Here is a 23,679-nt window from a genome sequence, read left to right on the forward strand (position 1 = left end):
GGCGTGATCAAGGTGCTGGTCGTGGACGACCAGGAGATGGTGCGCGAGGGGTTCTCCGCGCTGCTGGACGCCCAACCCGACATCACGGTGGTGGGTTCGGCGGGCGACGGCGTGGCGGCGGTCGCGGCCGTGCGCGCGCTGCACCCGGACGTGGTGCTGATGGACGTGCGCATGCCGGAGATGGACGGCCTGACCGCGACGCGGCTGCTGGCCGACGACCCGGTCCGCGTGCTCGTGCTGACCACCTTCGACCTGGACGACTACGTGTACGAGGCGTTGCGCGCGGGCGCCTCCGGGTTCCTGCTCAAACACGCGCCCGCCCGGGAACTGCTCGACGCCGTGCGGGTGGTGGCCAGGGGCGAGGCGTTGCTCGCGCCTTCGGTGACCAAACGGCTCATCGAGGACTTCGTGAAGGCCCAGCCGGTCCGGGTCGTCCGGCCCGCCGCGCTCACCGCGTTGACCGAGCGGGAGACCGAGGTTTTGCGCCTGGTCGCCACGGGTCTGTCGAACACCGAGATCGCCGTCCACCTGGTGTTGGCCGAGCAGACGGTCAAGACCCACGTCAGCCGCGTCCTGACCAAACTGGGGCTGCGCGACCGCGCCCAGGCCGTGATCGCGGCCTACGAGAGCGGCCTGGTCGTACCGGGGTAGCACCGGGAATCGGCTACTCCGGCGGGACGATCCGGACTCCGTGGTCCGCCTAGCTTTCCCGGCATGCGGAGGATCACGCTGCTCGTCACGCTGCTGGTGCTGGTCGCGCCGACCGGCGGCACCCCGGCGTTCACGCCCCGGGTCGAGGTGTTCGGCGACCTGTCGGGCGGCCACGTGGCCGTCGTCGTGCCCGGGTCCGATGTGGATGGTGAGCGGTTCGACGCGACCGTGGGCCTGATGGCCGCACGATTGCGCGCACAACGCCCGGACGTGGCCGTCGTGGCGTGGCTGGGCTACCGCACGCCGCGGGGGCTCGGTGTCGACGCGGCGTCCGGGCGGCTGGCCCGCGTGGGCGCGGTGGCGTTGCGCGAGTACGTGCGCGGCCTGCGCGGGCACGTCCACCTGTTGTGCCACAGCTACGGCACGCTGGTGTGCGCGGACGCCGTGCGCGGCCTGCCCGTGGACGACGTGGTCTTCCTCGGCAGTCCGGGTGTCCGCTTCGCCACGGCCGCCGATCTCGGCACCACCGCGCGGGTCTGGGCCGCGCGCGGCTCGTCGGACTGGACGCGGTGGGTGCCCAAGATCCGGTTCCTGGACCTGGGCCACGGCACCGATCCGACCGCGGAGTCCTTTGGTGCCAGGGTGTTCGACACGGGCGAGGCCCATGCCCACGACGAGTACTTCACGCCCGGCACCGCGTCGCTGGCCATGCTCGCCCGGATCGCGGCCGGTGAGGTGTCGTGACACGCGATCCGTTCGTGGACGCGGTGCGGGCCGTGGGGATCGTCGGCGTGGTCGTCGGGCACTGGCTGGTCACCTCGGTGGTGGCGACCGGGGACGGGTTCGTGGTGGACAGCCCGTTGCGCTGGATGCCGTGGCTCGCGCCGTTCACGTGGTTGTTCCAGACGTTGGGGCTGCTGTTCTTCGCGGGCGGGTTCGCGGCGGCCCGGTCCCGCCGGTCGCGCCTGCGCCGGCTGGTGGTCCCGGTCGGCGTGCTGACGGGCACGTGGGCATTGGTGCTGCTGGGCATGGCGGCCCGGGGCGTGCCGCAGCAGACCGTGCTGACGGTGGGGTACCTGGTCGTGACACCGCTGTGGTTCCTGGCGGTGTACGTCGTGTTCTCGCTCGTCACGCCGCTGTCGCGGTGGTGGTGGGTGCTGCCGGTGGCCGCGGTCGGCCTGGCCTTCGAGTGGACCGCCGTCCTGGCGGTCTGGGTCGTGCCGTGGTGGATCGGCGTGCTGGTCGCCCGGCACGGACAGCGGCGTCGCTGGGGGTCGGCGCTGTTCGTGTCGGGCGGTCTGGCGTTCGCGGTGTGCCTGTGCCTGGGCTATCCGGTGAGTGCGGTCGGGGTGCCGGGCGCGGCCGTGTCGAACCTGTTCCCGCCGACGCCCGCCGCGTTGGCGTTGGCCGTGGCGCAGATCGGCCTGGTGCTGCTGATCCGGCCGACGTTCCGGGCGCGGTGGCTGACCGCGCGGGCGTTGCCGGTGTTCCTCACGCACCAGAGCGCGCTGCTGGTGGTCACGCTCGTGGGTTCGGCGTTCGGCGTGCTGCCCGGTCTGCACGACCTGCCGGACGACCCGCTCTGGCTGGTGTCACGCGTGCTGTGGCTGCCGCTGGTCGCGGGCGCTCTGTTCGTTGGGAATCGCGGCCAGCAGCGCCGCGGCCATCGTGACGACGTGCAACGCGACCATCGGCGTCGTGGGGCGCAGGACGAGCAGCGGGGGCACGCACGCCAACGCGGTCAGCAGCCAGGGCCGGCGCCGGTGGCACGCGCCGGACTTGGCGGTGTGCAGCAGGTACCAGCCCAGCAGCAGGTGGATCAGGTTCTGCAACGGGTCGACGTCCAGCACGACCAGGGTCGCGGTGGTGCCGGAGAACCCGGTGACGACGAAACCCAGCACGCCCAGCACTCCGTACCCGACGCCGAGCGTGGCCGCGAGCCGCGTCCGGTGGGTTTCCCTGGTGTGGCAGGGGGACGGCAGGAACCTGCGCTCGAACCGGTGGAAGGCCAGCAGCAGCGGCACGAGCATGAGCACCAGCACGGCCGGCCAGCGCGGTAGCGCGAACGTCGACGGCGCGTCCAGCAGGCCGAGCACGCCGACCACGCCCGCCAACGCCGTCAGGTAGCCCAGGTACAGGGTCATCGGCGCGGTCCGCGCGTACGCCACGACCCGCCACGCGCGCCGGCCGCCCAGCCACGCCGTGATCCGGTCGCGCAGCAGCAGCACCAGGCAGAGCTGGCCGACGCCCAGCACCAGCAGGCAGATCGTGGGCGGGCTGAGGTTGGACACCCGTTCGTCGGGCAGGGCCATCATCGCGCGCGGGTAGCCGCCGACCGTGATCAACACGAGCAGCACGGGCACGCTCGCACTCGCGACCAGGGCGAGCACCCGGCGGGGGATGTTCCGCAGCGAGCCGTCGGCGTAGTGGAACCCGAGTTGTTGGAGGAACAACGCGCCGAGGACGAGGTTCAGGTAGCCGCCCGTGCGCCAGCCGAAGATCACGCGTACCAGGTCGACGACCGTCATCACGCCGAGCAGCACGAGCGGTGTGGCGTGGCGGAACGCCCGGTGCAGGCGGGCCATGACCGGGGTCGCGGCGATGGCGACCAGGTAGAGGCCCAGGAACCACAGCGGGTGCGCGATGAGCCGGCCGAACGTCTCGACGCGGCTCTTGTCGGCGTCGAGCAGTTCCAGCGGCAACGGCAGGACGAGCCACGCCAGCACGAACCCCAGGATCGGGCGCAGCAGCCACGTGATGCGGCCGGTCAGGTAGCGGCCGTACCCGCCGCCGTGCGCGCGGACCGCGTGCCAGCCGACGAGGTTCGCGTGGCCGCCCGCGAAGTAGAACACCGACGTGGCCTGGAGGACCCAGGTCAGCGGCCACAGCCGGTCCGCGTCCAACCCGGCCCAGTGCAGGACGGTGAGCACCGACTGGGCGACCACGACCGTGCCCAGCGAGCCCAGGCGCAGGAACGTGGCGTAGCGGTCGTCCTCGGGCGGCACGACCGGGCCGTGCGCGGGACCGCGTCGGCGCGGCAGCCGGGCCAGCAGCAGGAACACCACGACCGCGCTGCCCAGGCCCCAGGCGACCACGGGTTCGTGACCCGGCGGACCCCAGCGCTGCCGCCACGAGTTGAACGCCAGGCCGCCCGCGTAGATCCGGGCGACGAGGTGGCAGCGGGTGGCCGCGCCGCGCGGGTTGAGGTCGCACTGGCCGTGCATGTCGGCGGCGAGTCGGGCGTCGAGGCTCCGCCGTGCGTTCGCGGGTAGCGGGCGGCCCTTGTGCTCGGCGTAGCGCAGCAGGTCGTAGCCGAGGTCGTGCGCGCGGCACGCCGTGCCGAAGTCCCACTCGGTGTCGCCCGCCGGTCCCGAGCAGCCGCCGCCCGGGTCGACCGCGCGCAGCGTGCCGTCGGGCGCGGTGATCGTGCGCGGGTCGCGCCCGGTGACCTCGTCGAAGTCGGCGGGGAACGCGGCCAGCGGGTCGGTGGTGCGATCAGGTGCCGTCATGCGCCCGACCGCGCGCGCCGCGTCGGCGACGTCGCCGGTCAGCGGGCGGTCGTCGGCGGCACCGGCCGGTCGGGAGGCGATCACGCCGCAGACGAACACCGCGAGCGTGACGAGGACGAACCGGAACCACGCCGGCAGCCGGTCGAGCACCCGGAGCCCGACCCGCCCGTGCCTGTCCACCGCTCCGACGCCCATCGGCAACCCAGGTTACGGAACGGCAACGCCCGCCGCCAAACGCCCCGGGTCAGGCCGGGGTGAGGTCGGTGGACGGCAGGCCGGTCAACGCGGCCAGCGCCATCCCGGACAGCAGCGAGGCCATCTGGTCGCGGTCGAGGTGCGCGCTGTGCGGCGTGGAGTTGATCAGACCGAACACGGCGTGCGCGGCGGCGCGTGCGGTGGGCTCGTCGACCTCGGGCGCGGTGCGGCGGATCGTCTCCACCCACACCTCGACGTAGCGGCGCTGGAGCGCGCGCACCCGGCGGCGGTCGGGGTCGGTGAGGTTGGCCAGGTTGCGGATCTGCACGGTGATCAGCGCGGGGTCGTCCAGTGCGAAGTCGACGTGCCAGCGGACCAGGTCGCGCAACGCGGCGGCGGCGTCGTCGCCGGCCGCGGCGACCCGGCCGAGACCGCCGTCGAGCAGGCGGTCGCTGATCGCGGTCAGCATCTCGCCGAGCATCGCGTCCTTGGACTTGAAGTGCCGGTAGAGCGCGGGGCCGGAGATGCCGACGGCGGCGCCGATGTCGTCGATGCCCACGCCGTGGAACCCGTGCCGGGCGAACAGTTCCGCGGCGGCGTCCAGGATCTGGTCCCGTCGGCTGGGCTTCACTCCATCGGTGGCTGGCACGGCTTCATCCTAATCGGCCCACCGCGCTCAGGTGAACGTCCGTTAACGCATCCGTGGACAGGTGCTCGTCAACCGCCGAGACGCACTCCTCGTTAACTCTTGACCAAGGGGTGCCGATCACCTCGTACCTGCTGGTAACTCTGAGAACGCACTCCGCATCACACCCTGCGAAATCCCTGGACGGGAGAGTCCGATGCGTCCGATCCGCACCCTGGCCACCCTGGTCGCCGCCGCCGCGGTGGCCGTCCTCACCGCGTTACCCGCCCAAGCCGCCGCGGCCGAGAACTACGTCGCGCTCGGCGACTCCTACTCGGCCGGCACGGGCACCGGCTCGTACTACGGCGACAGCGGGAGCTGTAAGCGTGGCCAGTACGCGTACCCCGCGCTCTGGGCCGCCACGCACGCGCCCGCGAGCTTCAAGTTCGTGGCCTGTTCCGGGGCCAAGACCTCCGACGTGCTCAACAACCAGATCGGCGCGCTGTCCGCGACGACGTCGCTGGTCACCGTCTCCGTCGGCGGCAACGACGCCGGTTTCGTCGACGTGATCACCACGTGCACGCTGGGCTCCGACGCGACCTGCGTCAACCGGGTCAACCAGGCCAAGAACTACACCAACAACACCCTGCCCGGCCTGCTCGACAACGTGTACGCCCAGATCCGCAACCGTGCCCCGTCCGCCCGCGTGGTCGTGCTCGGCTACCCGCGCATGTACCAGGTGCCGGGCTCGTGCTCGGTCGGCCTGAGCGACACGAAGCGCGCCGCGATCAACTCGGCGGCCGACACCCTGCACACCGTCGTGTCCGGTCGGGCGGCGGCGCGTTCGTTCACCTACCGCGACCTGCGGGGCTCGTTCTCGGGACACGAGATCTGCTCGTCCGCGTGGTGGCTCAACAGTCTGTCGTGGCCGGTCGAGGAGTCGTACCACCCGAACCGCGACGGTCAGCGGCTTGGCTACCTGGCACAGCTCAACGCCGTCACGGGCTGACACCGCACGCCACGAAGGGGGTCGCCTCGGTGACCCCCTTTACGGTGGACGCGGCCGTTAACAAGCGCTAACCTGGGGCCGGGTTAACGTCTGCTAACGCGAGGAGCCCATGGACGCCCCCGTCCTGCGCAGCGTCGCCGACAAGTCGAGCGACGCGTTCCGCCGCAACACCGAGGACCACACCGCGCTCGTCGACGACCTGCGCGAGAAGCTCGCCGCGGCGTCCCGGGGCGGCCCCGAGAAGGCCCGGACCCGGCACGTCGACCGGGGCAAACTGCTGCCCCGCGACCGCGTCGACACGCTGCTCGACCCCGGTTCGCCGTTCCTGGAACTCTCGCCGCTGGCCGCCGACGGCCTGTACGGCGGCGAGGCGCCCGCCGCGGGCGTGATCACCGGCGTCGGCCGGGTGTCCGGGCGCGAGGTCGTCGTCGTCGCCAACGACGCCACGGTCAAGGGCGGCACCTACTACCCGATGACCGTGAAGAAGCACCTCCGCGCGCAGGAAGTGGCCCTCCACAACCACCTGCCGTGCGTCTACCTGGTGGACTCCGGCGGCGCGTTCCTGCCCCGCCAGGACGAGGTCTTTCCCGACCGCGACCACTTCGGCCGGATCTTCTTCAACCAGGCCACGATGTCCGCGCGGGGCATCCCGCAGATCGCCGCCGTGCTCGGCTCGTGCACCGCCGGCGGCGCGTACGTGCCCGCCATGAGCGACGAGGCGGTCATCGTCCGGAACCAGGGCACGATCTTCCTCGGCGGTCCGCCGCTGGTGAAGGCCGCGACCGGCGAGGTCGTCACGGCCGAGGAACTCGGCGGCGGCGACCTGCACTCGCGCACGTCCGGCGTGACCGACCACCTGGCCGACGACGACGCGCACGCGTTGCGGATCGTGCGGTCGATCGTGAGCACGCTGGGTCCGCGCGGCCCTCGACCGTGGCAGGTCGAACCGTCCGTCGAACCGGTGGTCGACCCCGGCGAGTTGTACGGCGTCGTACCTACGGACAGCCGAACCCCTTACGACGTCCGCGAGGTCATCGCCCGCGTGGTCGACGGAAGCCGGTTCCACGAGTTCAAGAAAGACTACGGACACACGCTCGTAACCGGGTTCGCGCGCATCCACGGCCACCCGGTCGGGATCGTGGCCAACAACGGGGTCCTGTTCGGCGAGTCGGCGTTGAAGGGCGCGCACTTCATCCAGTTGTGCGACCAGCGCGGCGTGCCGCTGGTGTTCCTCCAGAACATCAGCGGGTTCATGGTCGGCCGCGAGTACGAGGCGGGCGGCATCGCCAAGCACGGCGCCAAGATGGTCACCGCTGTGGCGTGCGCGCGCGTACCCAAGTTCACCGTCGTGATCGGTGGCTCGTTCGGCGCGGGCAACTACTCGATGTGCGGCCGGGCCTACTCGCCCCGGTTCCTGTGGATGTGGCCCAACGCGCGCATCTCCGTGATGGGCGGTGAGCAGGCGGCGTCCGTGCTCGCGACCGTGCGGCGCGACCAGCTCGACTCCTGGTCCGAGGAGGACGAGGAGGCGTTCAAGGCGCCGATCCGGCGGCAGTACGAGGACCAGGGCAACCCGTACTACTCCACCGCGCGGCTGTGGGACGACGGCGTGATCGACCCGCGCGACACCCGCACCGTGCTCGGCCTGGCGTTGTCGGTGTCGGCGAACGCCCCGATCGAGCCGGTCTCCTACGGCGTCTTCCGGATGTGATGACGATGTTCGACAGCGTCCTGGTCGCCAACCGAGGCGAGATCGCGGTGCGCGTGATCCGCGCGTTGCGTGGCCTGGGCATCCGGTCCGTCGCCGTGTACAGCGACGCGGACGCCGATGCCCTGCACGTGCGCTCGGCCGACGTGGCGGTGCGGCTCGGCCCGGCCGCCGCGCGGGAGAGCTACCTGTCGATCGAGAAGGTCGTGGACGCGGCGTTGTCCACGGGTGCGCAGGCCGTGCACCCCGGGTACGGGTTCCTCGCGGAGAACGCGGACTTCGCCCGTGCCTGCGAGAAAGCGGGCCTGGTGTTCATCGGCCCGTCGCCCGAGGCCATCGAGGCGATGGGCGACAAGATCCGGGCCAAGCTCACGGTGTCCGCCGCCGGCGTGCCGGTCGTGCCTGGCCGGACCCGGGCGGGCATGACCGACGACGACCTGGTCGACGCCGCCCTGGAGATCGGCTTCCCGGTGCTGCTCAAGCCGTCCGCCGGCGGCGGGGGCAAGGGCATGCGGCTGGTGCACCGGGTCGAGGACCTGCGTGACGCGATCGAGTCGGCGCGGCGCGAGGCGTCCGGGTCGTTCGGCGACGACACGTTGCTCATCGAGCGGTTCATCACCAACCCCCGGCACATCGAGATCCAGGTGCTGGCCGACGCGCACGGCGGCGCGGTGCACCTGGGCGAGCGGGAGTGCAGCCTCCAGCGCCGGCACCAGAAGATCATCGAGGAGGCGCCGTCGCCGCTCCTGGACGCCGCCACCCGCTCGGCGATGGGCGAAGCAGCGGTGTCCGCCGCGAAATCCGTCGGCTACCGGGGTGCGGGCACGGTCGAGTTCATCGTCGACGGCACCACGGGCGACTACTTCTTCATGGAGATGAACACCCGGCTCCAGGTCGAGCACCCGGTGACCGAGCTGGTCACGGGCGTGGACCTGGTCGAGTGGCAGCTCCGGGTGGCGGCCGGGGCGCGGCTGGACCTCCCGGCGCTCACGTTGACCGGCCACGCGGTCGAGGCCCGGGTCTACGCGGAGGACCCGGCGCGGGGGTTCCTGCCCACGGGTGGGACCGTGCTGGCCCTGCACGAGCCCGCGGACGTGCGGGTCGACTCGGCGTTGACCGTCGGACTGACGGTCGGGAGTTCCTACGACCCGATGCTCGCGAAGGTGATCGCCCACGGTGCCACGCGTGCGGAGGCGTTGCGGCGCTTGGATTCCGCGCTGGCGCGCATGGTTGTGCTGGGCGTGACTACGAACATCCCGTTCCTGCGCGCCCTACTGTCCGATGAGGACGTCCGGTCCGGTGCGCTGGACACCGGGTTGGTCGAGCGCAAGCTGGATTCGTTGGTGACGTCGTCGCTGCCGCCGGAGGTGCTCGCCGCCGCGGCTTTGGAGCGCCGGTTGGCCCTGGGCGGTCCGGACCCGTGGGATCGGCCGTCGGGATGGCGGGTCGGCGACCACGCCTGGGCGACCTGGCGGTTCGACGGGGTCGACGTGCGCGTGCGCGGTGACGAGGTCGCCGTCGGCTCGGAAACGTATTCGTACAGTGCCTTCTGGCGTGACGGGTCCCTTGTCGTGGGCACGAGTTCGTACGCCGCGGTGCGCGACGGGCGGACGCTGTGGCTCGGCCGGGACGGGCACACCTGGGCACTGACCGAGGACGAGAGCACTTCCGCGGGTGCGTCGTCCACCGGCGTCGGCGGCCCGGTGACGAGTCCGATGCCCGGCACCGTGCTGGTTGTGCGTGCCTCGCGCGACGACGTGGTCGAAGCCGGCCAGGCCCTGTTCGTGGTCGAGGCGATGAAGATGGAGCACACCGTCACCGCACCGGTCGACGGTGTGCTCACCGAGGTCAACGTCCAGGCAGGCCAACAGGTCGCGCTGGACGAGGTACTTGCCGTCGTGGTCCCCCACCAGGAGTGAGCGATGTTGGACTTCCGCCTTGACGAGGAGTACGAGGCCCTGCGCAAGACCGTCGAGGAGTTCGCGCGCGAGGAGGTCGCGCCGGTCATCGGCGGGTTCTACGAGCGCGAGGAGTTCCCGTACGAGATCGTGGCGAAGATGGGCCGGATGGGCTTGTTCGGCCTGCCGTTCCCGGAGGAGTACGGGGGCATGGGCGGGGACTACTTCGCCCTGTGCCTGGTGCTGGAGGAGTTGGCACGCGTCGACTCGTCTGTGGCGATCACGCTGGAGGCCGGGGTCTCCCTGGGCGCGATGCCCCTGTACCGGTTCGGGTCGGCCGCGCAGAAGGACGAGTGGCTGCCGAAGCTGGTGGCGGGTGAAAGCCTGGGAGCCTTCGGTCTGACCGAGCCGGGCGGGGGGTCGGACGCGGGTGCCCTGACCACGTCGGCGCGGATCGACGGCGACTCGTGGGTGTTGAACGGCACGAAGGCGTTCATCACGAACTCGGGCACGGACATCACGGGCCTGGTGACGGTCGCCGCGGTCACGGGTCGGCGCGACAACGGGAAGCCCGAGATCTCGGCCATCCTGGTACCGGCCGGGACCGAGGGCTTCTCGGTGTCCCGCAAGTACTCCAAGGTGGGGTGGAACGCGTCGGACACCCGCGAACTGTCCTTTCAGGATTGTCGAGTCCCACTGGAGAACCTGGTGGGGGAACGGGGACGGGGCTACGCCCAGTTCCTCCAGACGCTGGACGAGGGCCGGGTGGCCATCGCCGCCCTGTCGGTGGGCCTGGCCCAGGGCTGCGTCGACGAGTGCTTGAAGTACGTCCACGAACGCGAGGCCTTCGGCCACAAGATCGGCTCCTACCAGGCGATCCAGTTCAAGATCGCGGACATGGAGGCCCGAACCCACGTCGCCAGGCTGGCGTACTACCAGGCGGCGTCGAAGATGCTCCGCGGCGAACCGTTCAAGCGGGAGGCGGCGATCGCCAAGCTGGTGTCGTCGGAGACGGCCATGGACAACGCCCGCGAGGCCACCCAGATCTTCGGCGGCTACGGGTTCATGAACGAGTACCCGGTGGGCAGGTTCTACCGCGACGCCAAGATCCTGGAGATCGGCGAGGGCACCAGCGAGGTCCAACGCATCCTGATCGCCCGCGACCTGGGCCTCTAGGACAACAGGACCGCACAACGAGGCCCGGGACGGCAAGGCCCGGCACCTACCATCCGAGATGGCCGGAATGGCCAGGTCCACAGCCCCCAGCCCCCGGACACACCAGGTACAGGTGCCTCACAGACCCACCCCGGGTCCCGTAGCAGGCGGCACGGCCGTGGCCACTCAACCGGCCGTGCCGCCTCCACCCAACCCAGACCCGCCCCTATCCACTACCACCTCCGACCGTTCCCGTTACCGCCGCAGCAACTCCACGCAGCCACCACTCCACCCCGACGGCCGCCGCACTCAGACAAGCCGCCACAGAGGCAGCGCCGCAGCCCTCAGTGGCCTCCGGCGACTTCTGCCTACTCTCACCGCCGCGTCGTGCCACCGCTGCCCGCAGTCGCGTGGCACAGCACAGCCGCCCGGCAAAGCAGCCCGACGAGCCACCCACATCCGCCCGCGACGGCTATTGCCGCTGCACCATGCCACCACCGGCATCCGCTGCCGCCACAACCGCTGCCGCTGCCGCCACAACCGCTGCCGCTGCCGCTGCCGCCACAACCGCTGCCGCTGCCGCCACAACGCTGCCGCTGTGGTCGCGGCACTGCCGTCACAGCGACGCCTTACTCGTGGCCGCGCCACCACGGCCGAGCATCCTGCCTGCCTACGGACAGGCCCGCACCGAGCCGTACCCCGCAACATCTCGGTGTCCTCGGTGGTCACTGCCACAAGCGGCCCACCAACCAGCCGTCACCGCCTCCTCTCGGGCACCTCAACCGCCACCACGGCCTGACCCTCCCGCCGCACGGTCGGCACCTGGTCTGCGGACCACCGGCCCGAGCATCAGCCCGCCCACAGCCCCGCGACGCTCGCGGCCTTTCACCCCATGGGCGCCACATCACTCGACACAGCGCTCCCCACAGGCTCGACTCACGAGCACCACGACCCTCAAACCCGTTCGCTCACAACCAAAAGCTCCCCCTCCAGTCCCTGTGACAGTGCTCAGGACAACACCGGACATCCCCGCTCGACGATCGCCGCGAAGTCCACCCCGCGCGGCAACGTGCCGAACGCCACGCCACCCTCACCACCGAGCCGCGACGCGCAGAACGCGTCCGCCACCGCCGGATGCCCATACCGGAGCAGCAAGGAACCCTGGAGCAGCAATGCCATCCGTTCCACCAGCACCCGTGCCCGCAGCTCGAGGTCATCCCGGTCGGACAGCGCGACCTTCACGGCGTCCGCCGCCGCGTCGAACCGCCGATCACCGCCCCGCCCCGCGTCGACCTCGGCCAGGAACTCGTCCACCGCCTCCGGCTCGCGCGCCATCGCCCGCAACGCGTCCAACGCCGCGACGTTGCCCGAGCCTTCCCAGATCGACATCAGCGGCGACTCCCGGAACAGCCGAGGCAGCCCCGAGTCCTCCACGTACCCGTTGCCGCCCAGGCATTCCAATGCCTCCGCCGCGTGCGCCGGTCCCCGCTTGCACACCCAGTACTTCGTCACCGCCAATCCCAGCCGACTCCGCGTACCGGCCAACCACAACGCCACCGTCGTCGCGGCCTCGGACTCGACGGCCAGGTCCGCGAGCACGTTGCGCATCGCGGGCTGGTCGACCAACGCCCGGCCGAAGGCCTTTCGGTGCACGGCGTGGTGCGTCGCCTGGACGAGGCCGGACCGCATGCCGGCCGCCGTGCCGAGCACGCAATCCAGACGGGTCGCGTTGACCATCTCGATGACGGTCCGCACGCCCCGACCTTCCTCACCGACCAGCAGACCGACCGCGCCGTCGTACTCCAGCTCGGCCGACGCGTTCGACCTGTTGCCCAGCTTGTCCTTCAGCCGTTGCAGGAACATCCGGTTGCGCGAGCCGTCCGGCAGCACCCGAGGCACGACGAAGCACGACAACCCACCCTGCGTGTAAGCCAACGCGAGGAACAGGTCCGACATCGGTGCCGACGTGAACCACTTGTGCCCGGTCAGCACATGGTGGTCACCCGCCGGCACGGCCGATGTCGTGTTCGCGCGCACGTCCGAGCCGCCCTGCTTCTCGGTCATGGACATGCCCGCGAGCAGCCCGCGCTTCGCCTCCGGCGCCCGCGTGCCGAAGTCGTACTCGCGCGCGGCGAGCAGCGGCTCGTAGCGACGTGCGAGTTCCGGTGACGTCCGCAGCGCCGGAACGACCGCGTACGTCATCGAGACCGGACAACCATGCCCCGCCTCGGCCTGGCTCCACACGTAGAACTTCGCCGCCCGCGCCACGTGCGCACCTGGCCGCTCGTCACGCCACGGCGCGGCGTGCAAGCCGTGCCCGACCGCCGTGGCCATGAGTTCATGCCACGCCGGATGGAACTCGACTTCGTCGATGCGATGGCCGTACCGGTCATGCGTGTGCAGGACCGGCGGGTGGATATCCGCCTGCCGGGCCAGAAGTCGGGCGTGTGCGGAGCCCGCCTTCAAGCCGAGTTCGTGCAGCTCGGTTTCTGCCCATGCGGCATCACTTCGGCGTAACGCTTCCAGAAGCGCCGGATCGTCGGCCACGTCGTAGCCGTCCAGGGATGGGACCTGGTTCGTCACCTCATGCGTCATGGCGCCACGGTACTACCGGTCGGTAACATCGTTGCCTTATCGATTTGGACGTGCTGATCCTCTCTGCTCGGCTTAACGTCGGACGGGTGGGCGATCACGAGCGGGCGGTGGCCGCGCTGTGCGGCCAGTACGCGGCGATTCCGACGGGTGCACCCGTCAGGCTCGCCAAGTCGACGTCGAACCTGTTCCGGTTCCGCGCCGACCACTCCGGCGGACTCGACGTCGCGCGGTTCGACCGGGTCCTGTCCGTCGATCCCCGAACGAGGACCGCGCAGGTCCAGGGCATGACAAGGTACGAAGACCTGGTCGACGCGACCCTGGCACACGGGCTGATGCCACTGGTCGTGCCGCAGTTGAAGACGATCACGCTCGGTGGAGCGGTCGCCGGTCTTGGTATCGAATCAAGCTCCTTTCGCAACGGCCTGCCGCACGAGTCGGTGCGCTCGCTGGAGGTCCTGACGGGCAGTGGTGAGGTGGTGGTCGTCGGTCCGGAGGACGACCTGTTCCGCGGATTCCCGAACTCCTATGGCACCCTGGGCTACGCGCTGCGAGTGGAGCTCGAGTTGGAACCGGTTCACCGGTTCGTCCGGTTGACACACCTCCCGTTCGGTGATGCGTGGTCGTGTACCGACGCGCTCAAAGCGATCTGTGACGAGCAGTCGTTCGAAGGCACACGCGTCGACTTCATCGACGGCGTGGTCTTCTCGGGCCAGGAGCATTACCTGACCCTTGGGACATGGATGGACGAAGCCCCGTGGACGTCCGACTACACCGGCAACGCGGTCTACTACCGGTCCATCCAGAGACGGCGGACCGACTACCTCACCGCACGCGACTACCTGTGGCGTTGGGACACCGACTGGTTCTGGTGTTCGCGAGCGTTCGGCGTGCAGCACCCGGTCGTGCGGCGACTGGTGCCGAAGCGGTACCTGCGTTCCGATGTCTACCGGAGGCTCGTGGCCCTCGACCGTCGGACCGGGTTCAGTTCGCGTGTGAGCCGCGTGACGCGTGAACCCGTGATCCAGGACGTCGAGATCCCGGTCGACAGAGTGCCGGAGTTCCTGGAGTTCTTCCACCGAGAGGTGGGGATCGAGCCTGTCTGGTTGTGCCCCGTGAAGCTGCGCGACCCCGCCGGATGGCCGCTGTACCCGATGGACTCGAGGGTACTGTATGTCAACGTCGGATTCTGGTCCTCAGTGGACCTTCGATCGGATGAACTGATCGGCGACCGGAACCGGCTGATCGAGGCCGAGGTCGCCCGGCTGGGCGGGCACAAGTCGCTCTACTCCGACTCTTACTACACGCCCGAAGACTTCCACGAGAAGTACAACGGTGAGCACTACGACGACCTCAAGCGGCACTACGACCCGGACGGGCGTCTGCCCGGCCTGTACGCCAAATGCGTCCTCCGCGGCTGAAGGGAGCCTCCTCGTGCGGTTGGCGGAAGTGTTCCGGCAGGCGGTCGGCGGCGACGCGACCGTGCGTTTCAGTGCGTACGACGGCAGCTCGGCGGGACCGTCCGACGCTGACGTGAGCGTCGAGGTCCGATCGCCGGAAGCGTTGTCCTACCTGGCTTCCGCGCCCGGTGAGCTGGGGCTGGCGCGTGCGTACGTGACCGGTCACCTCGAGGTCGTGGGTGACCTTTATGCGGCGCTGGGGCACCTTTCGGTGCTGTCGCTGAGTGCGGTGTCGTGGGCGAACCGGGTGGATCTGCTGCGGGTCGTCGGCAGGCAGTTGCTGTCGTCGCGGGTCGAGATTCCCAAGCAGGAGCGGCGCCTGCGGGGACTTCGCCACTCCAAGACGCGGGACCAAGCCGCCATCGCCCACCACTACGACGTGTCGAACACGTTCTATGAGTACGTGTTGGGCTCATCCATGGCCTATACGTGTGCGGTGTACCCGACAGAGACATCCACATTGGAGGAAGCGCAGCACGCCAAACACGACCTGGTCGCGCGCAAGCTCGCCTTGAAGCCGGGCATGAGGTTGCTCGACGTCGGCTGCGGTTGGGGAGGCATGGTGATGCATGCCGCGCGTGAGTACGGCGTGCGTGCGTTGGGCGTGACGTTGTCGCGCAATCAAGCTGAGTGGGCACGTAAGGCGATCGTGGCCGCAGGCCTGTCGGATCTCGCGGAGGTGCGTCACCTCGACTACCGGGACGTGCGGGAGAGCCGCTTCGACGCGATCAGCTCGATCGGGCTGGCCGAGCACATCGGCAAGGCCAAACTCCCCGGCTATTTCAGGTTCCTCGCGCGCAAGCTCCGGCCCGGCGGTCGGATGCTCAACCATTGCATCACTCGATCCGGCAACCGGGAGCGCGCCCGGACCGGCAGGTTCATCGACCGGTACGTGTTCCCGGACGGCGAGCTGGTCGGTCCGGGGCACATCGTGTCCGTGATGAGCGACAACGGTTTCGAGGTCCGGCACGAGGAAAACCTTCGGGAGCACTACGCGCTCACCCTCGCGGCGTGGGGCGAGAACCTGGAGGAGCGGTGGGACGACGCCGTGTCCGAAGTGGGTACGGCGCGTGCGCGGGTCTGGCGGCTGTACATGGCGGCGTCGCGGCTGGGTTTCGAGCGCAACGCCGTGCAGTTGCATCAGGTGCTGGGCGTGAGGCTCGATGGGTCGTCGTCCCGGATGCCGTTGCGGCCGGATTGGCGCTGAGGGCGCATTCCGTCGAGGAAGACCGAGAGCACGCGCTCGTGAGCGTCCGGACCTGCGTGTCCCAGTGCGTTGCCGATGCCGACCAGGAGTGCGCGCAGTTCGGCGAAGCCCAGGTCGTCGCGGACCGCATCGACGTGTTGGGCGTCGTCGAGGAGTCGGGTGAGGTTCGTGCGTAGTTGACCGGCGATCTCCTCCTCCGCGTCGGCCAGGTCGACGCCCGCCGCGATCAGGGCCTCGACCGTCGTGTTCTTGAAGTCGTCCTGGCCTGCGACGGCGCGCACGAACGCGAAGAACGCCTCGCCGGGCGACCGCTCGGTGCTGAACGTCCCCGCCTGTTCGGCCAGCCTGCGCAGGCGGGCGGCGTTGACCTCGGCGAGCAGGTCGTCCTTGGTCGGGAAGTGTCGGAACACCGTTCCGATGCCGACGCCCGCCTCCTTGGCGATGAGGTCGGTGGACACCGTGACGCCGTGTCGCGCGAAGCAGATGTCGGCCACCGCGACCAGTTTCGCCCGGTTCCGTACCGCGTCGATCCGCATTTCACCCGTCCGAGATGTTGACAGCCGGAGTGATCACTCCGAAACTGATACCGGAGCCGCAACTCCGAATACCGGGAGGATCCAGTGCACGACCCGTCCAGTAGAGCACCGCCTCATCGACCCGCCGTCGCCCCGTGACCCGTCCGCCGCCCCGTCGTGGAAGGGAGATCCGAAACCGTCCGTTCCGAAGTCCCGTGAGACCCGCAGTCCGCGTTCGAACCAGGAGGTAGATACATGTCCGTAGTCCGCACGTCGCCGTCCGGAACACCGTTGGCGCCTGTCCGGCCATGTGCCAGGAGCCGTCCTCCGACGATACGGGTGCGGCCCGGGTAGGAGGTGGGCCGTCAGTTCCGGCGAAGCGCGGAGTGCTCCGCCAACTCCAGGTCGACGAACGCGGTGATCATCGCCCGCCACACCGACTCGGCCACGTCCGGGGACAACCCGGCCTCCTCCGCGCGGGAGCGGGCCAGGGCGATCACTTCGGCCACACGGTCGGGTGCGCGGACGTCCTGCTCGTCCTTCTTGAACGCCGCCGCGGTGCGCACCAGCTCCTGGCGGTCGGCGAGAAGGCGGATCAGGGCCGAGTCCACGGTGTCGATGCGGGACCTGGTCTCGGTCAGTGATCGGGGTTCGGTCATGCGGTGATCATGGCAGCGAGGCTCGGCGGGCGCCGAGCCTCGTGGCCTAACCCACCCGTTCATCCCAACCGGGAGAGGATCTGGGTGACCTGGTTCGAGGGGATCGCGAAGCCAATGCCGACACTGCCGGCCTCGCCGCCGTCGGTGGCGGGCGAGTAGATGGCCGAGTTGATCCCGACGACCTCGCCGGCCGCGTTGATCAGCGGGCCGCCCGAGTTGCCGGGGTTGATGGAGGCGTCGGTCTGGATCGCCTGGTAGCTCACCGTGCGTCGGCCCGTGCCGGGGACGGTGACGGTGCGGTCCAGGGCGCTGACGATGCCGGTCGTGACAGTGCCCTGGAGACCTTCGGGTGAACCGATCGCTACGACCTGGTCACCGATGTGGACCTGGTCGGAGTCGGCAAAGGTCGCCGGGGTGAGGTTGCCGGCGTCGGTGGCCTGGACGACGGCGAGGTCGCTGTTCGGGTCGGTGCCGACGACCTCGGCGTCGACGGTGCGGCCGTCGGCGAGGGTCACGGTCACCTGGCGGGCGCCGGACACGACGTGGTTGTTGGTGAGGATTCGGCCGTCTGCGTTCAGGACGACGCCGGAGCCGAGGCCCTCGCCCTGCGTGGTCGTGACGTTGATCTGTACGACGCTGGGCAGGGCCTTGGCGGCGATCGCGCTGACGTCGAAGCCGGTCGACGTGCTCGTCTGCCGCGCGACCGTCGTGCCGGTCGCGGTCGGTGTGACGGGTGCCTCGGCGCTGGAGTAGCCGACCACGCCACCGGCGATGCCGCCGAACAGGGCGGCTGCGAGGGCCGCCGAAGTCACCACGGTGCCGGTCCGCCGCCAGAACGGCGACCGTGTCTCCAGGGGCCCGCGGGGGGCGGGAATGTCGTCTGCCATGGGTTCCACGGTGATGCCGGTGGTTGTGAGCAAGCTGAGCGTCGGCTCAGGACTCGCCAAGAATCGTGGCGACCTGGTCGGCGTCGAGCGGGCCGGGGCCGAACAACGGTCCTTGGGCCGCGGTCACCCCGAGGTCGAGGAGTGCGGCGGCCTCGTCCTCGGTGGTGATGCCGCACGCGTGCAGCGCCAGACCGGCGCGGCGGGCGGTGTCGGGCAGTGTCGGGTCCGGGATGCCCTGGACCTTGATGCCGCTCACCGGAAGCCGACGCAGGCGGTCGGCGGGGAGCGTGTCGGAGATCTGTGCCAGTACGAGGCGGACCCCGTCGTCGGTGAGGATCGTCAGCTCTTCGGCCTGGTCGTCGCTTACCAGCGTCGGAACGCTTTCACCGAGTTCGAACTGGAGGAGGGAGGCAGGCAATTCGGCGGCGCGCAGGGCGCGGCGGACCTCGGCGACGAGTTCCGGTTCCTGGCACTGGCGTGCGGTCAGGTCCATGGTCAGCACGGGTGCGGCCGGGCCGAATCGGCGGTACCACTCGCCCGCGTCGGAGCAGGCGCGTTCGAGGACCCACCGACCGAGACGGACGACCATGCCGGTGACCGTGGCCAGTGACAGGACCGAGAGCATCGTGGTGGTGTCGAGCAGGCCGAGCACCGGGTGGTCCCAGCGCAAGCGGGTCTCGACCGCGACCACGGTGCGCGAGGGCAATGCGTAGACGGGCTCGTAGTCGACGCGGAATTCGTCCTGCTCCAAGCCTCCCGCGATGGAGGCGGCGAGTCGGAGTAGTTCCTGTTCGCGGTCGTCGCGTGCCGGGTCGTAGAGTGCCCACTGCGCTTTGCCCTCGTCCTTGGCCCAGCCGAGGGTCACGGTGGCACGGCGCAGGAGTTCGACGGGGTCGGCGCCTCGGGTCTGGGCGACGACGATGCCGACGCTCGCCGCGACACCGATGCCGTAGTCGCCGATCCACAGGGCTTCGGAGAACAGATCGATCGCTTCCTCGACCTGTGCGACGACGGTGGCCACGTCGGTCGGGTCGTGGACGAGTACCCCGAACTCGTCCGCGCCGATCCGGGCGACGCGGCCGTCGGCACCGAACACCGACCGCAGGTGGTTGGCGACCTCGATCAGGACGCGGTTGCCGGTCTCGTGGCCGAAGGCGTCGTTGACCACACGGAAGCCGTCGAGGTCGAACACGACGAGAGCGGCGGTGGTCGGGCCGAAACCGCCGACCGCGCCTTCGACCCAACCGAGGAACTGGGCGCGGTTGGCGAGGCCGGTGTGCGGGTCGCGCAGGCTCTGCCGGAGCAGTTGGTGTTGGAGTGCGCGGACCTCGTCGAGGTTCTCGACCAGCATCACGTGGTACGCGGGCGTGCCTTCGTCGCGGACCAGGGAGATGCCGACGAGGACGTCGACGACCTCGCCGTCGGAGCGGAGCATGCGCTTCTCGGAGCGCACGTGTTCGCGCACACCGGAGGCGAGCGTGGCCAACGCCGAGTCGAGGTCGGCCTGGTCGTTGAGGTGGAAGAGATCGCGCGCGTTGGTCGCGGCCAGGGTGGTCGCGTCGTCATACCCGAGAAGGGAGAGGAGGGCGTCGTTGAACTCTCGTAGTCCGCCGTCGAGTCCGGTGATCACGATCGCCACGCCGGACGCTCGGAACAGGGCACGGAAGCGAGCTTCGCTGTCGCGCGACGTGTGTCGTAGCTCGCGTTCGGTCGAGTCGAACGTGTGCTCGCGGGATGCCTCGGCGTAGCCGGCGGCGATTCCGCCGAGCACGGCCATCAGGTGGGCGGCCTGGTCGTCGGGCAGACCGAACGCGGGTACGAGGCAGGTGCCGACGTGGGCGATCGACCGTTCCAGCGCGGTGACCGAGACGAATCCGTGCTCGACCAGTGCCCGTCCGACGCCGTGCACGGTCGTGGTCGGATAGGCGGGGCCGGTGAGGGCGTCGTGGAGCTGTTCGGTCAGGCGGCCGAGCAGGGCTACGAGGTGGTCGCGGTCGAGGTCGGACCGGGTCGGCGGGCCCAGGGCCGAGGCCCAGCTGCGTGCGAAGTCGTCGCAGGCGGCGTCGAACGCGAGGACGTTGTCGTGCCTTGGCGGCACGGCGTCTGTCTGTCCGACCATTTGCCCGGTATGCCCATCGTCGAAGGTCGTCGTGAACGGGTCCGTGTGGGTGGGCACGGCCTGTCGAGCGCCTTTTCTTCAATTGTCACTCGAATGGGGGAATTGGTTGAATCGTTGCGCGGACGTGAGCTTACTCAGGGCCGGCCGCGTGGGCACAGGGCGTCGGCCGAGAATTCCCGGGGCCGCAATTCGCGTACACGGACGTGAGCCCCTCGCCCGGTAGGGGGAGGGGCTCACGGGACCGGCGCCGGCGAAGTGCGTCGGTCCGTCCTGGCGTCCGGTGTCGCCGGACGAGTCGGGCGTGTCGAGCGAGTTGAGCGGCGAGTTGAGAGCGATGAGGAGGCGGCGGGGCCGCAGGGTTGGCCGGGGGTGGGCCGGGGATTGGCCGGTGGCGCCCAGTGGGTGTCGGTGGCGCCTTGAGCGGTGGCTGTCGGTGGTTCGTGCTTGGCGGTTCGTGATCGGTGGACCATTGCGCGGGGACCGCTGATGGTGGGCCGCTGGGAGGCGGGGTCGCAGGAATGCGTTGGCGCGCTGGGTGGAGGGTCGCCGACGTCGGGGCCAGGGGCGGCGGGCTGTCGCCAGTGGCCTGGTGGTGGGCTGGCTGCGGGCTGGTGGTTGTCGGTGTTCGGCGGTGGTGTGTCGGGAGTGGTGTGTCGGGAGTGGTGTCCAGGCGTCCCGATGGCGGGACGCCTGGACCTTGGAGGGTGGATCGGGAGGTGGGGTGAGGCCTGAGGGGATGGCGGTTCGGGCGGGGTGGTCTGCCGGGGTGGTGATCTGGGTGGGCTGAGCGGGCGTGGGCTGGGAACGGGTGTCCGGGAGGAGTCTGGCCCGTTGCGGGTCGTTGGGGAGTGGGCTGTCAGTTGTGTCCGCTGTCAGGAGCGCCCGCTGTCAGGATCGCCCGTCGTCAGGTGTGTCGGTCGTCAGGAGTGTTCCGGCGGGCTGATCTCCGAGCGGGGGATGGCCGAGTCCTGGGTGCCCCACTTGGCGAGGATCTTGGAGTAGGTGCCGTTCTCGATCAGCTTGTTCACCGCTGCCTGAAACGCCGGTGCCAAGGGCGAGTCCTTGCGGAAGGCGAAGCCGACGTCGAGGCGCTTGAACTCGCCCAGGAACTTCAGGTTCGGCTGCTTGGTGGCGGCGAACCTGAGGCCGTTGATCGTGCTCATGATCACGTCGATGTGCTTCTGCTGGAGCCCCAGGTAGATCGCGGAGTTCTCGGAGAAGCTCAGCACCTCGTACGCCGGTTTGCCGGCGTCGGTGCAGACGTGCTTCTCCTTCTCCAACGTCGCCTCGAAGGTGGTGCCCGCGCCCGTGCCCACCTTCAGGCCGCAGAGCTGGTCCAGCTTCTTGATCTCGGTGAACCTCGTGTCGTCCTTGCGGATGGCGAAGCCCTGCCCGTCGTTGATGTACGTGGCGAAGTCGATCGTCTTCTTCCGCGCCTCGGTGACGCCGAAGTTTCCGGTGCCCACCTGGTACTTGTCGCTGGTCAACCCCGGGAGGATGTTCTCGAAGCTGGCGATCTCCCGCTCGACCCGCACGCCGAGGACCTTGCCCACCGCGTCGGCGATGTCGATGTCCAGGCCGATCGGGGTCTTGTTGTCGTCCGAGAAGTACGACGACGGGCCCGTGCCGCCGACCGACACGCCGAACTTGACCACACCCGCGTCGCGGACGTTCGCCGGCAGCAGTGCCGCCGCCGCGTCGTCCTTCACGACCTCGGCGACCGGGTTCTCCGACGGCTTCTCGGCCGCGCCCGGCAACGGGGTCTCGCCCGTGCCGCAGCCGCTCACCACCAAGGCGAGCAGCATCGTCAACGCCACCAGGCACTTCGTGCGCACAGCGGTCACCCCAGGTCTTTCTCGAAGGGCAACGGCCCGACGGTCGGTGGATTCGCCACGTCGAACAACGCCGTGTACCCCGTGGCCAGGTACAGGTCGCGTGCCTCGGGCTGCCGTGGGCCCGTGGTCAGGTACATGCGGCGGTAGCCGTAGGAGGCCGCCTCCCGCTCGAGCTCGGCCATCACCCGACGGGCCAGGCCGCGCCGGCGGTGCGCGGCGGCCGTCCAGATGCGCTTGGCCTCCGCGGTGCGGGCGTCGTACCGCTTGAACGCCCCGCCGGCGACCGGCACGCCCTCCTCCAGCAGGAGGAGCAGGGTGCCGTGCGGCGGCTCGAACGCGTCGGCCGGGTAGCGGGTCATCTCGTCGACGGCACCGGGGCCGTAGCGGGTCGTGTACTCGAACAGCAGCTCGTCGAGCATCGGCGTGACGAGCGGGTCCGCCAGCGTCACCCGCCGCACGTCCAACGCCCCCAGCGATCGGCTCATCCGTCGACCGCGATCGACTCGACCGACGCGCGGGACTCCCGGTCGCGCTTGGCGACCTCCTCCCGCACGATCGGGATCACGTAGCGGCCGAAGTCGATCGCGTCGTCGAGCAGGTCGTAGCCGCGCGCCGAGATGATGTCCACGCCCAGGTCGACGTAGTCCAGCAACGCCGCGGCCACCGTCTCCGGCGTGCCGACCAGCGCGTTCGAGTTGCCCGCGCCGCCCGTCGCCGCCGCCGTGGGCGTCCACAGTGCACGGTCGTGGCGTTCACCCCGGGCCGCGATCTCCAGCAGGCGCTGCGAGCCGGTGTTCTCCGGCTTGGTCAACGAGTGCCGCCTGGTCAGCGCTTTGCCACCCGCCGTGCGCTCCTTGATCGCGCCCACGATCCGGTGCGCCTTCTCCCACGCCAGTTCCTCCGTGGCGCCCAGGATCGGCCGGAACGCCACCTGGATGCGCGGCACGTCCGTCCGCCCCGCCTCCCGCGCGGCCTGTCGCACCGACTCGATCTGCGCGGCCGTGTCCGCGAGCGGCTCGCCCCACAGGCAGAAGATGTCCGCTTCCGCCCCTCCCGCCCGGTAGGCGGCCGGCGAGGAACCGCCGAACGAGACGCCCGGTCGGGGCTGCTGGACGGGGAACACGTCGCTCACGAAGTCCGCGAACCGGTAGTGCTCGCCCGAGTGGTCGAACGGAGTGCGCGACGTCCACGCCTTCTTCACGATCCCGATGTACTCGCGGGTCCGCGAGTACCGGTCGTCCTTGGTCAGGTAGTCGCCTTCGCGCTGCTGCTCGTGGTCCGTGCCGCCGGTGATGAAGTGCACCGTCAGCCTGCCGTCGCTGATCTGGTCGAGCGTGGCGAACGTCTTGGCCGCGAACGTCGGGTACGACACGTTGGGCCGGTGCGCCAACAGGATCTGCAACCGGTCGAGCTTCGTGGCCACGTAGGCGGCGGCCTGCGCCGGGTCGGGCGCCCCCGAGCCGTACGCGAACAGCACCCGGTCCCACCCGTGCTCCTCGTGGGCGCGGGCCAACCGCAGCGTGTACTCCTTGTCGAACGAACCAGCGGTGCGAGGGGCCGTCTCCGAACCGTCGTTCGTGCCGCCTATCCCCAGGAACTCAACAGGCACGGCAAACCTTCCACGTGGAATCGGGTGTGAGGACTGGCCGACGGCG

General features: G+C 70.1%; 18 protein-coding genes and 1 pseudogene. 9 read left to right on the top strand and 10 right to left on the bottom strand.

Annotated elements, in window-relative coordinates; all coding sequences use genetic code 11:
* The first annotated feature begins 3 nt into the window (after positions 1 to 3).
* The 3 genes and pseudogenes from F4559_RS03200 to F4559_RS36660 form a co-directional block, all read left to right on the top strand.
* Positions 4 to 651, top strand: coding sequence for a response regulator (locus F4559_RS03200; protein ID WP_184666080.1), 648 nt, complete (start codon positions 4 to 6; stop codon positions 649 to 651).
* A 63-nt stretch (positions 652 to 714) separates the two neighbouring features.
* A complete protein-coding gene (locus F4559_RS03205) occupies positions 715 to 1,395 on the top strand; it encodes an alpha/beta hydrolase (RefSeq protein WP_184666081.1) in 681 nt (226 codons plus the stop codon).
* Between the two features lie 47 nt (positions 1,396 to 1,442).
* Positions 1,443 to 2,219, top strand: a pseudogene (locus tag F4559_RS36660) (acyltransferase family protein); the annotation flags it as partial.
* A gap of 24 nt (positions 2,220 to 2,243) precedes the next feature.
* Here the strand turns inward: F4559_RS36660 and F4559_RS03210 are convergent.
* Together F4559_RS03210 and F4559_RS03215 are read right to left on the bottom strand one after the other, a co-directional pair.
* Positions 2,244 to 4,355 (bottom strand): phospholipase A2, encoded by a 2,112-nt coding sequence (locus F4559_RS03210; RefSeq protein ID WP_184666082.1) that lies wholly within the window; start codon positions 4,353 to 4,355, stop codon positions 2,244 to 2,246.
* A 49-nt stretch (positions 4,356 to 4,404) separates the two neighbouring features.
* Positions 4,405 to 5,004: an SACE_7040 family transcriptional regulator gene (locus F4559_RS03215; protein ID WP_184666083.1), complete on the bottom strand. Its 600-nt coding sequence runs from the start codon at positions 5,002 to 5,004 to the stop codon at positions 4,405 to 4,407.
* A gap of 193 nt (positions 5,005 to 5,197) precedes the next feature.
* On the opposite strand from F4559_RS03215, the gene F4559_RS03220 reads away from it, so the two are divergent.
* From F4559_RS03220 to F4559_RS03235, 4 genes are all read left to right on the top strand, one after another.
* Positions 5,198 to 5,989, top strand: a complete 792-nt coding sequence (locus F4559_RS03220; protein ID WP_184666084.1) for an SGNH/GDSL hydrolase family protein — start codon at positions 5,198 to 5,200, stop codon at positions 5,987 to 5,989.
* Positions 5,990 to 6,098: 109 nt separating this feature from the next.
* Positions 6,099 to 7,700 carry a carboxyl transferase domain-containing protein gene (locus tag F4559_RS03225; protein WP_184666085.1) on the top strand — a complete coding sequence of 534 codons (1,602 nt, stop codon included), beginning with the start codon at positions 6,099 to 6,101 and terminating at the stop codon, positions 7,698 to 7,700.
* A gap of 5 nt (positions 7,701 to 7,705) precedes the next feature.
* Positions 7,706 to 9,616 (top strand): acetyl/propionyl/methylcrotonyl-CoA carboxylase subunit alpha, encoded by a 1,911-nt coding sequence (locus F4559_RS03230; protein WP_184666086.1) that lies wholly within the window; start codon positions 7,706 to 7,708, stop codon positions 9,614 to 9,616.
* 3 nt (positions 9,617 to 9,619) lie between these two features.
* A complete protein-coding gene (locus F4559_RS03235; protein ID WP_184666087.1) occupies positions 9,620 to 10,771 on the top strand; it encodes an acyl-CoA dehydrogenase family protein in 1,152 nt (383 codons plus the stop codon).
* Positions 10,772 to 11,758: 987 nt separating this feature from the next.
* On the opposite strand, the gene F4559_RS03240 is transcribed toward F4559_RS03235, so the two are convergent.
* Complete coding sequence (locus F4559_RS03240; RefSeq protein ID WP_184666088.1) at positions 11,759 to 13,345, bottom strand: acyl-CoA dehydrogenase family protein; 1,587 nt, start codon at positions 13,343 to 13,345, stop codon at positions 11,759 to 11,761.
* Positions 13,346 to 13,431: 86 nt separating this feature from the next.
* On the opposite strand from F4559_RS03240, the gene F4559_RS03245 reads away from it, so the two are divergent.
* Together F4559_RS03245 and F4559_RS03250 are read left to right on the top strand one after the other, a co-directional pair.
* Complete coding sequence (locus F4559_RS03245; protein ID WP_312865457.1) at positions 13,432 to 14,763, top strand: FAD-binding oxidoreductase; 1,332 nt, start codon at positions 13,432 to 13,434, stop codon at positions 14,761 to 14,763.
* Positions 14,764 to 14,776: 13 nt separating this feature from the next.
* Positions 14,777 to 16,009, top strand: coding sequence for an SAM-dependent methyltransferase (locus tag F4559_RS03250; protein WP_184675426.1), 1,233 nt, complete (start codon positions 14,777 to 14,779; stop codon positions 16,007 to 16,009).
* On the opposite strand, the gene F4559_RS03255 is transcribed toward F4559_RS03250, so the two are convergent.
* From F4559_RS03255 to F4559_RS03285, 7 genes are all read right to left on the bottom strand, one after another.
* Complete coding sequence (locus F4559_RS03255; RefSeq protein WP_184666089.1) at positions 15,943 to 16,545, bottom strand: TetR/AcrR family transcriptional regulator; 603 nt, start codon at positions 16,543 to 16,545, stop codon at positions 15,943 to 15,945. The genes F4559_RS03250 and F4559_RS03255 overlap by 67 nt on opposite strands.
* Positions 16,546 to 16,889: 344 nt before the next feature.
* Complete coding sequence (locus F4559_RS03260) at positions 16,890 to 17,183, bottom strand: chorismate mutase (protein ID WP_184666090.1); 294 nt, start codon at positions 17,181 to 17,183, stop codon at positions 16,890 to 16,892.
* A gap of 59 nt (positions 17,184 to 17,242) precedes the next feature.
* On the bottom strand, positions 17,243 to 18,070 hold the full coding sequence (locus F4559_RS03265) for a S1C family serine protease (protein ID WP_184666091.1): 828 nt from the start codon (positions 18,068 to 18,070) through the stop codon (positions 17,243 to 17,245).
* A 46-nt stretch (positions 18,071 to 18,116) separates the two neighbouring features.
* Positions 18,117 to 20,189 carry a putative bifunctional diguanylate cyclase/phosphodiesterase gene (locus tag F4559_RS03270; RefSeq protein ID WP_184666092.1) on the bottom strand — a complete coding sequence of 691 codons (2,073 nt, stop codon included), beginning with the start codon at positions 20,187 to 20,189 and terminating at the stop codon, positions 18,117 to 18,119.
* Between the two features lie 920 nt (positions 20,190 to 21,109).
* Positions 21,110 to 22,033, bottom strand: coding sequence for an ABC transporter substrate-binding protein (locus F4559_RS03275; protein WP_312865458.1), 924 nt, complete (start codon positions 22,031 to 22,033; stop codon positions 21,110 to 21,112).
* Entirely contained in the window at positions 22,030 to 22,509 is a 480-nt protein-coding gene (locus tag F4559_RS03280) for a GNAT family N-acetyltransferase (protein ID WP_184666093.1), read from the bottom strand. The genes F4559_RS03275 and F4559_RS03280 overlap by 4 nt, the downstream gene beginning before the upstream one ends.
* The gene (locus F4559_RS03285; RefSeq protein WP_184666094.1) at positions 22,506 to 23,633 is read right to left on the bottom strand and encodes an LLM class flavin-dependent oxidoreductase; all 1,128 of its coding nucleotides are present in this window, start codon (positions 23,631 to 23,633) and stop codon (positions 22,506 to 22,508) included. Before F4559_RS03285 ends, F4559_RS03280 begins: the two co-directional genes overlap by 4 nt.
* Positions 23,634 to 23,679 lie beyond the last annotated feature (46 nt).

Origin of the sequence: Saccharothrix violaceirubra (assembly GCF_014203755.1) — a bacterium.
Classification (GTDB): domain Bacteria; phylum Actinomycetota; class Actinomycetes; order Mycobacteriales; family Pseudonocardiaceae; genus Actinosynnema; species Actinosynnema violaceirubrum.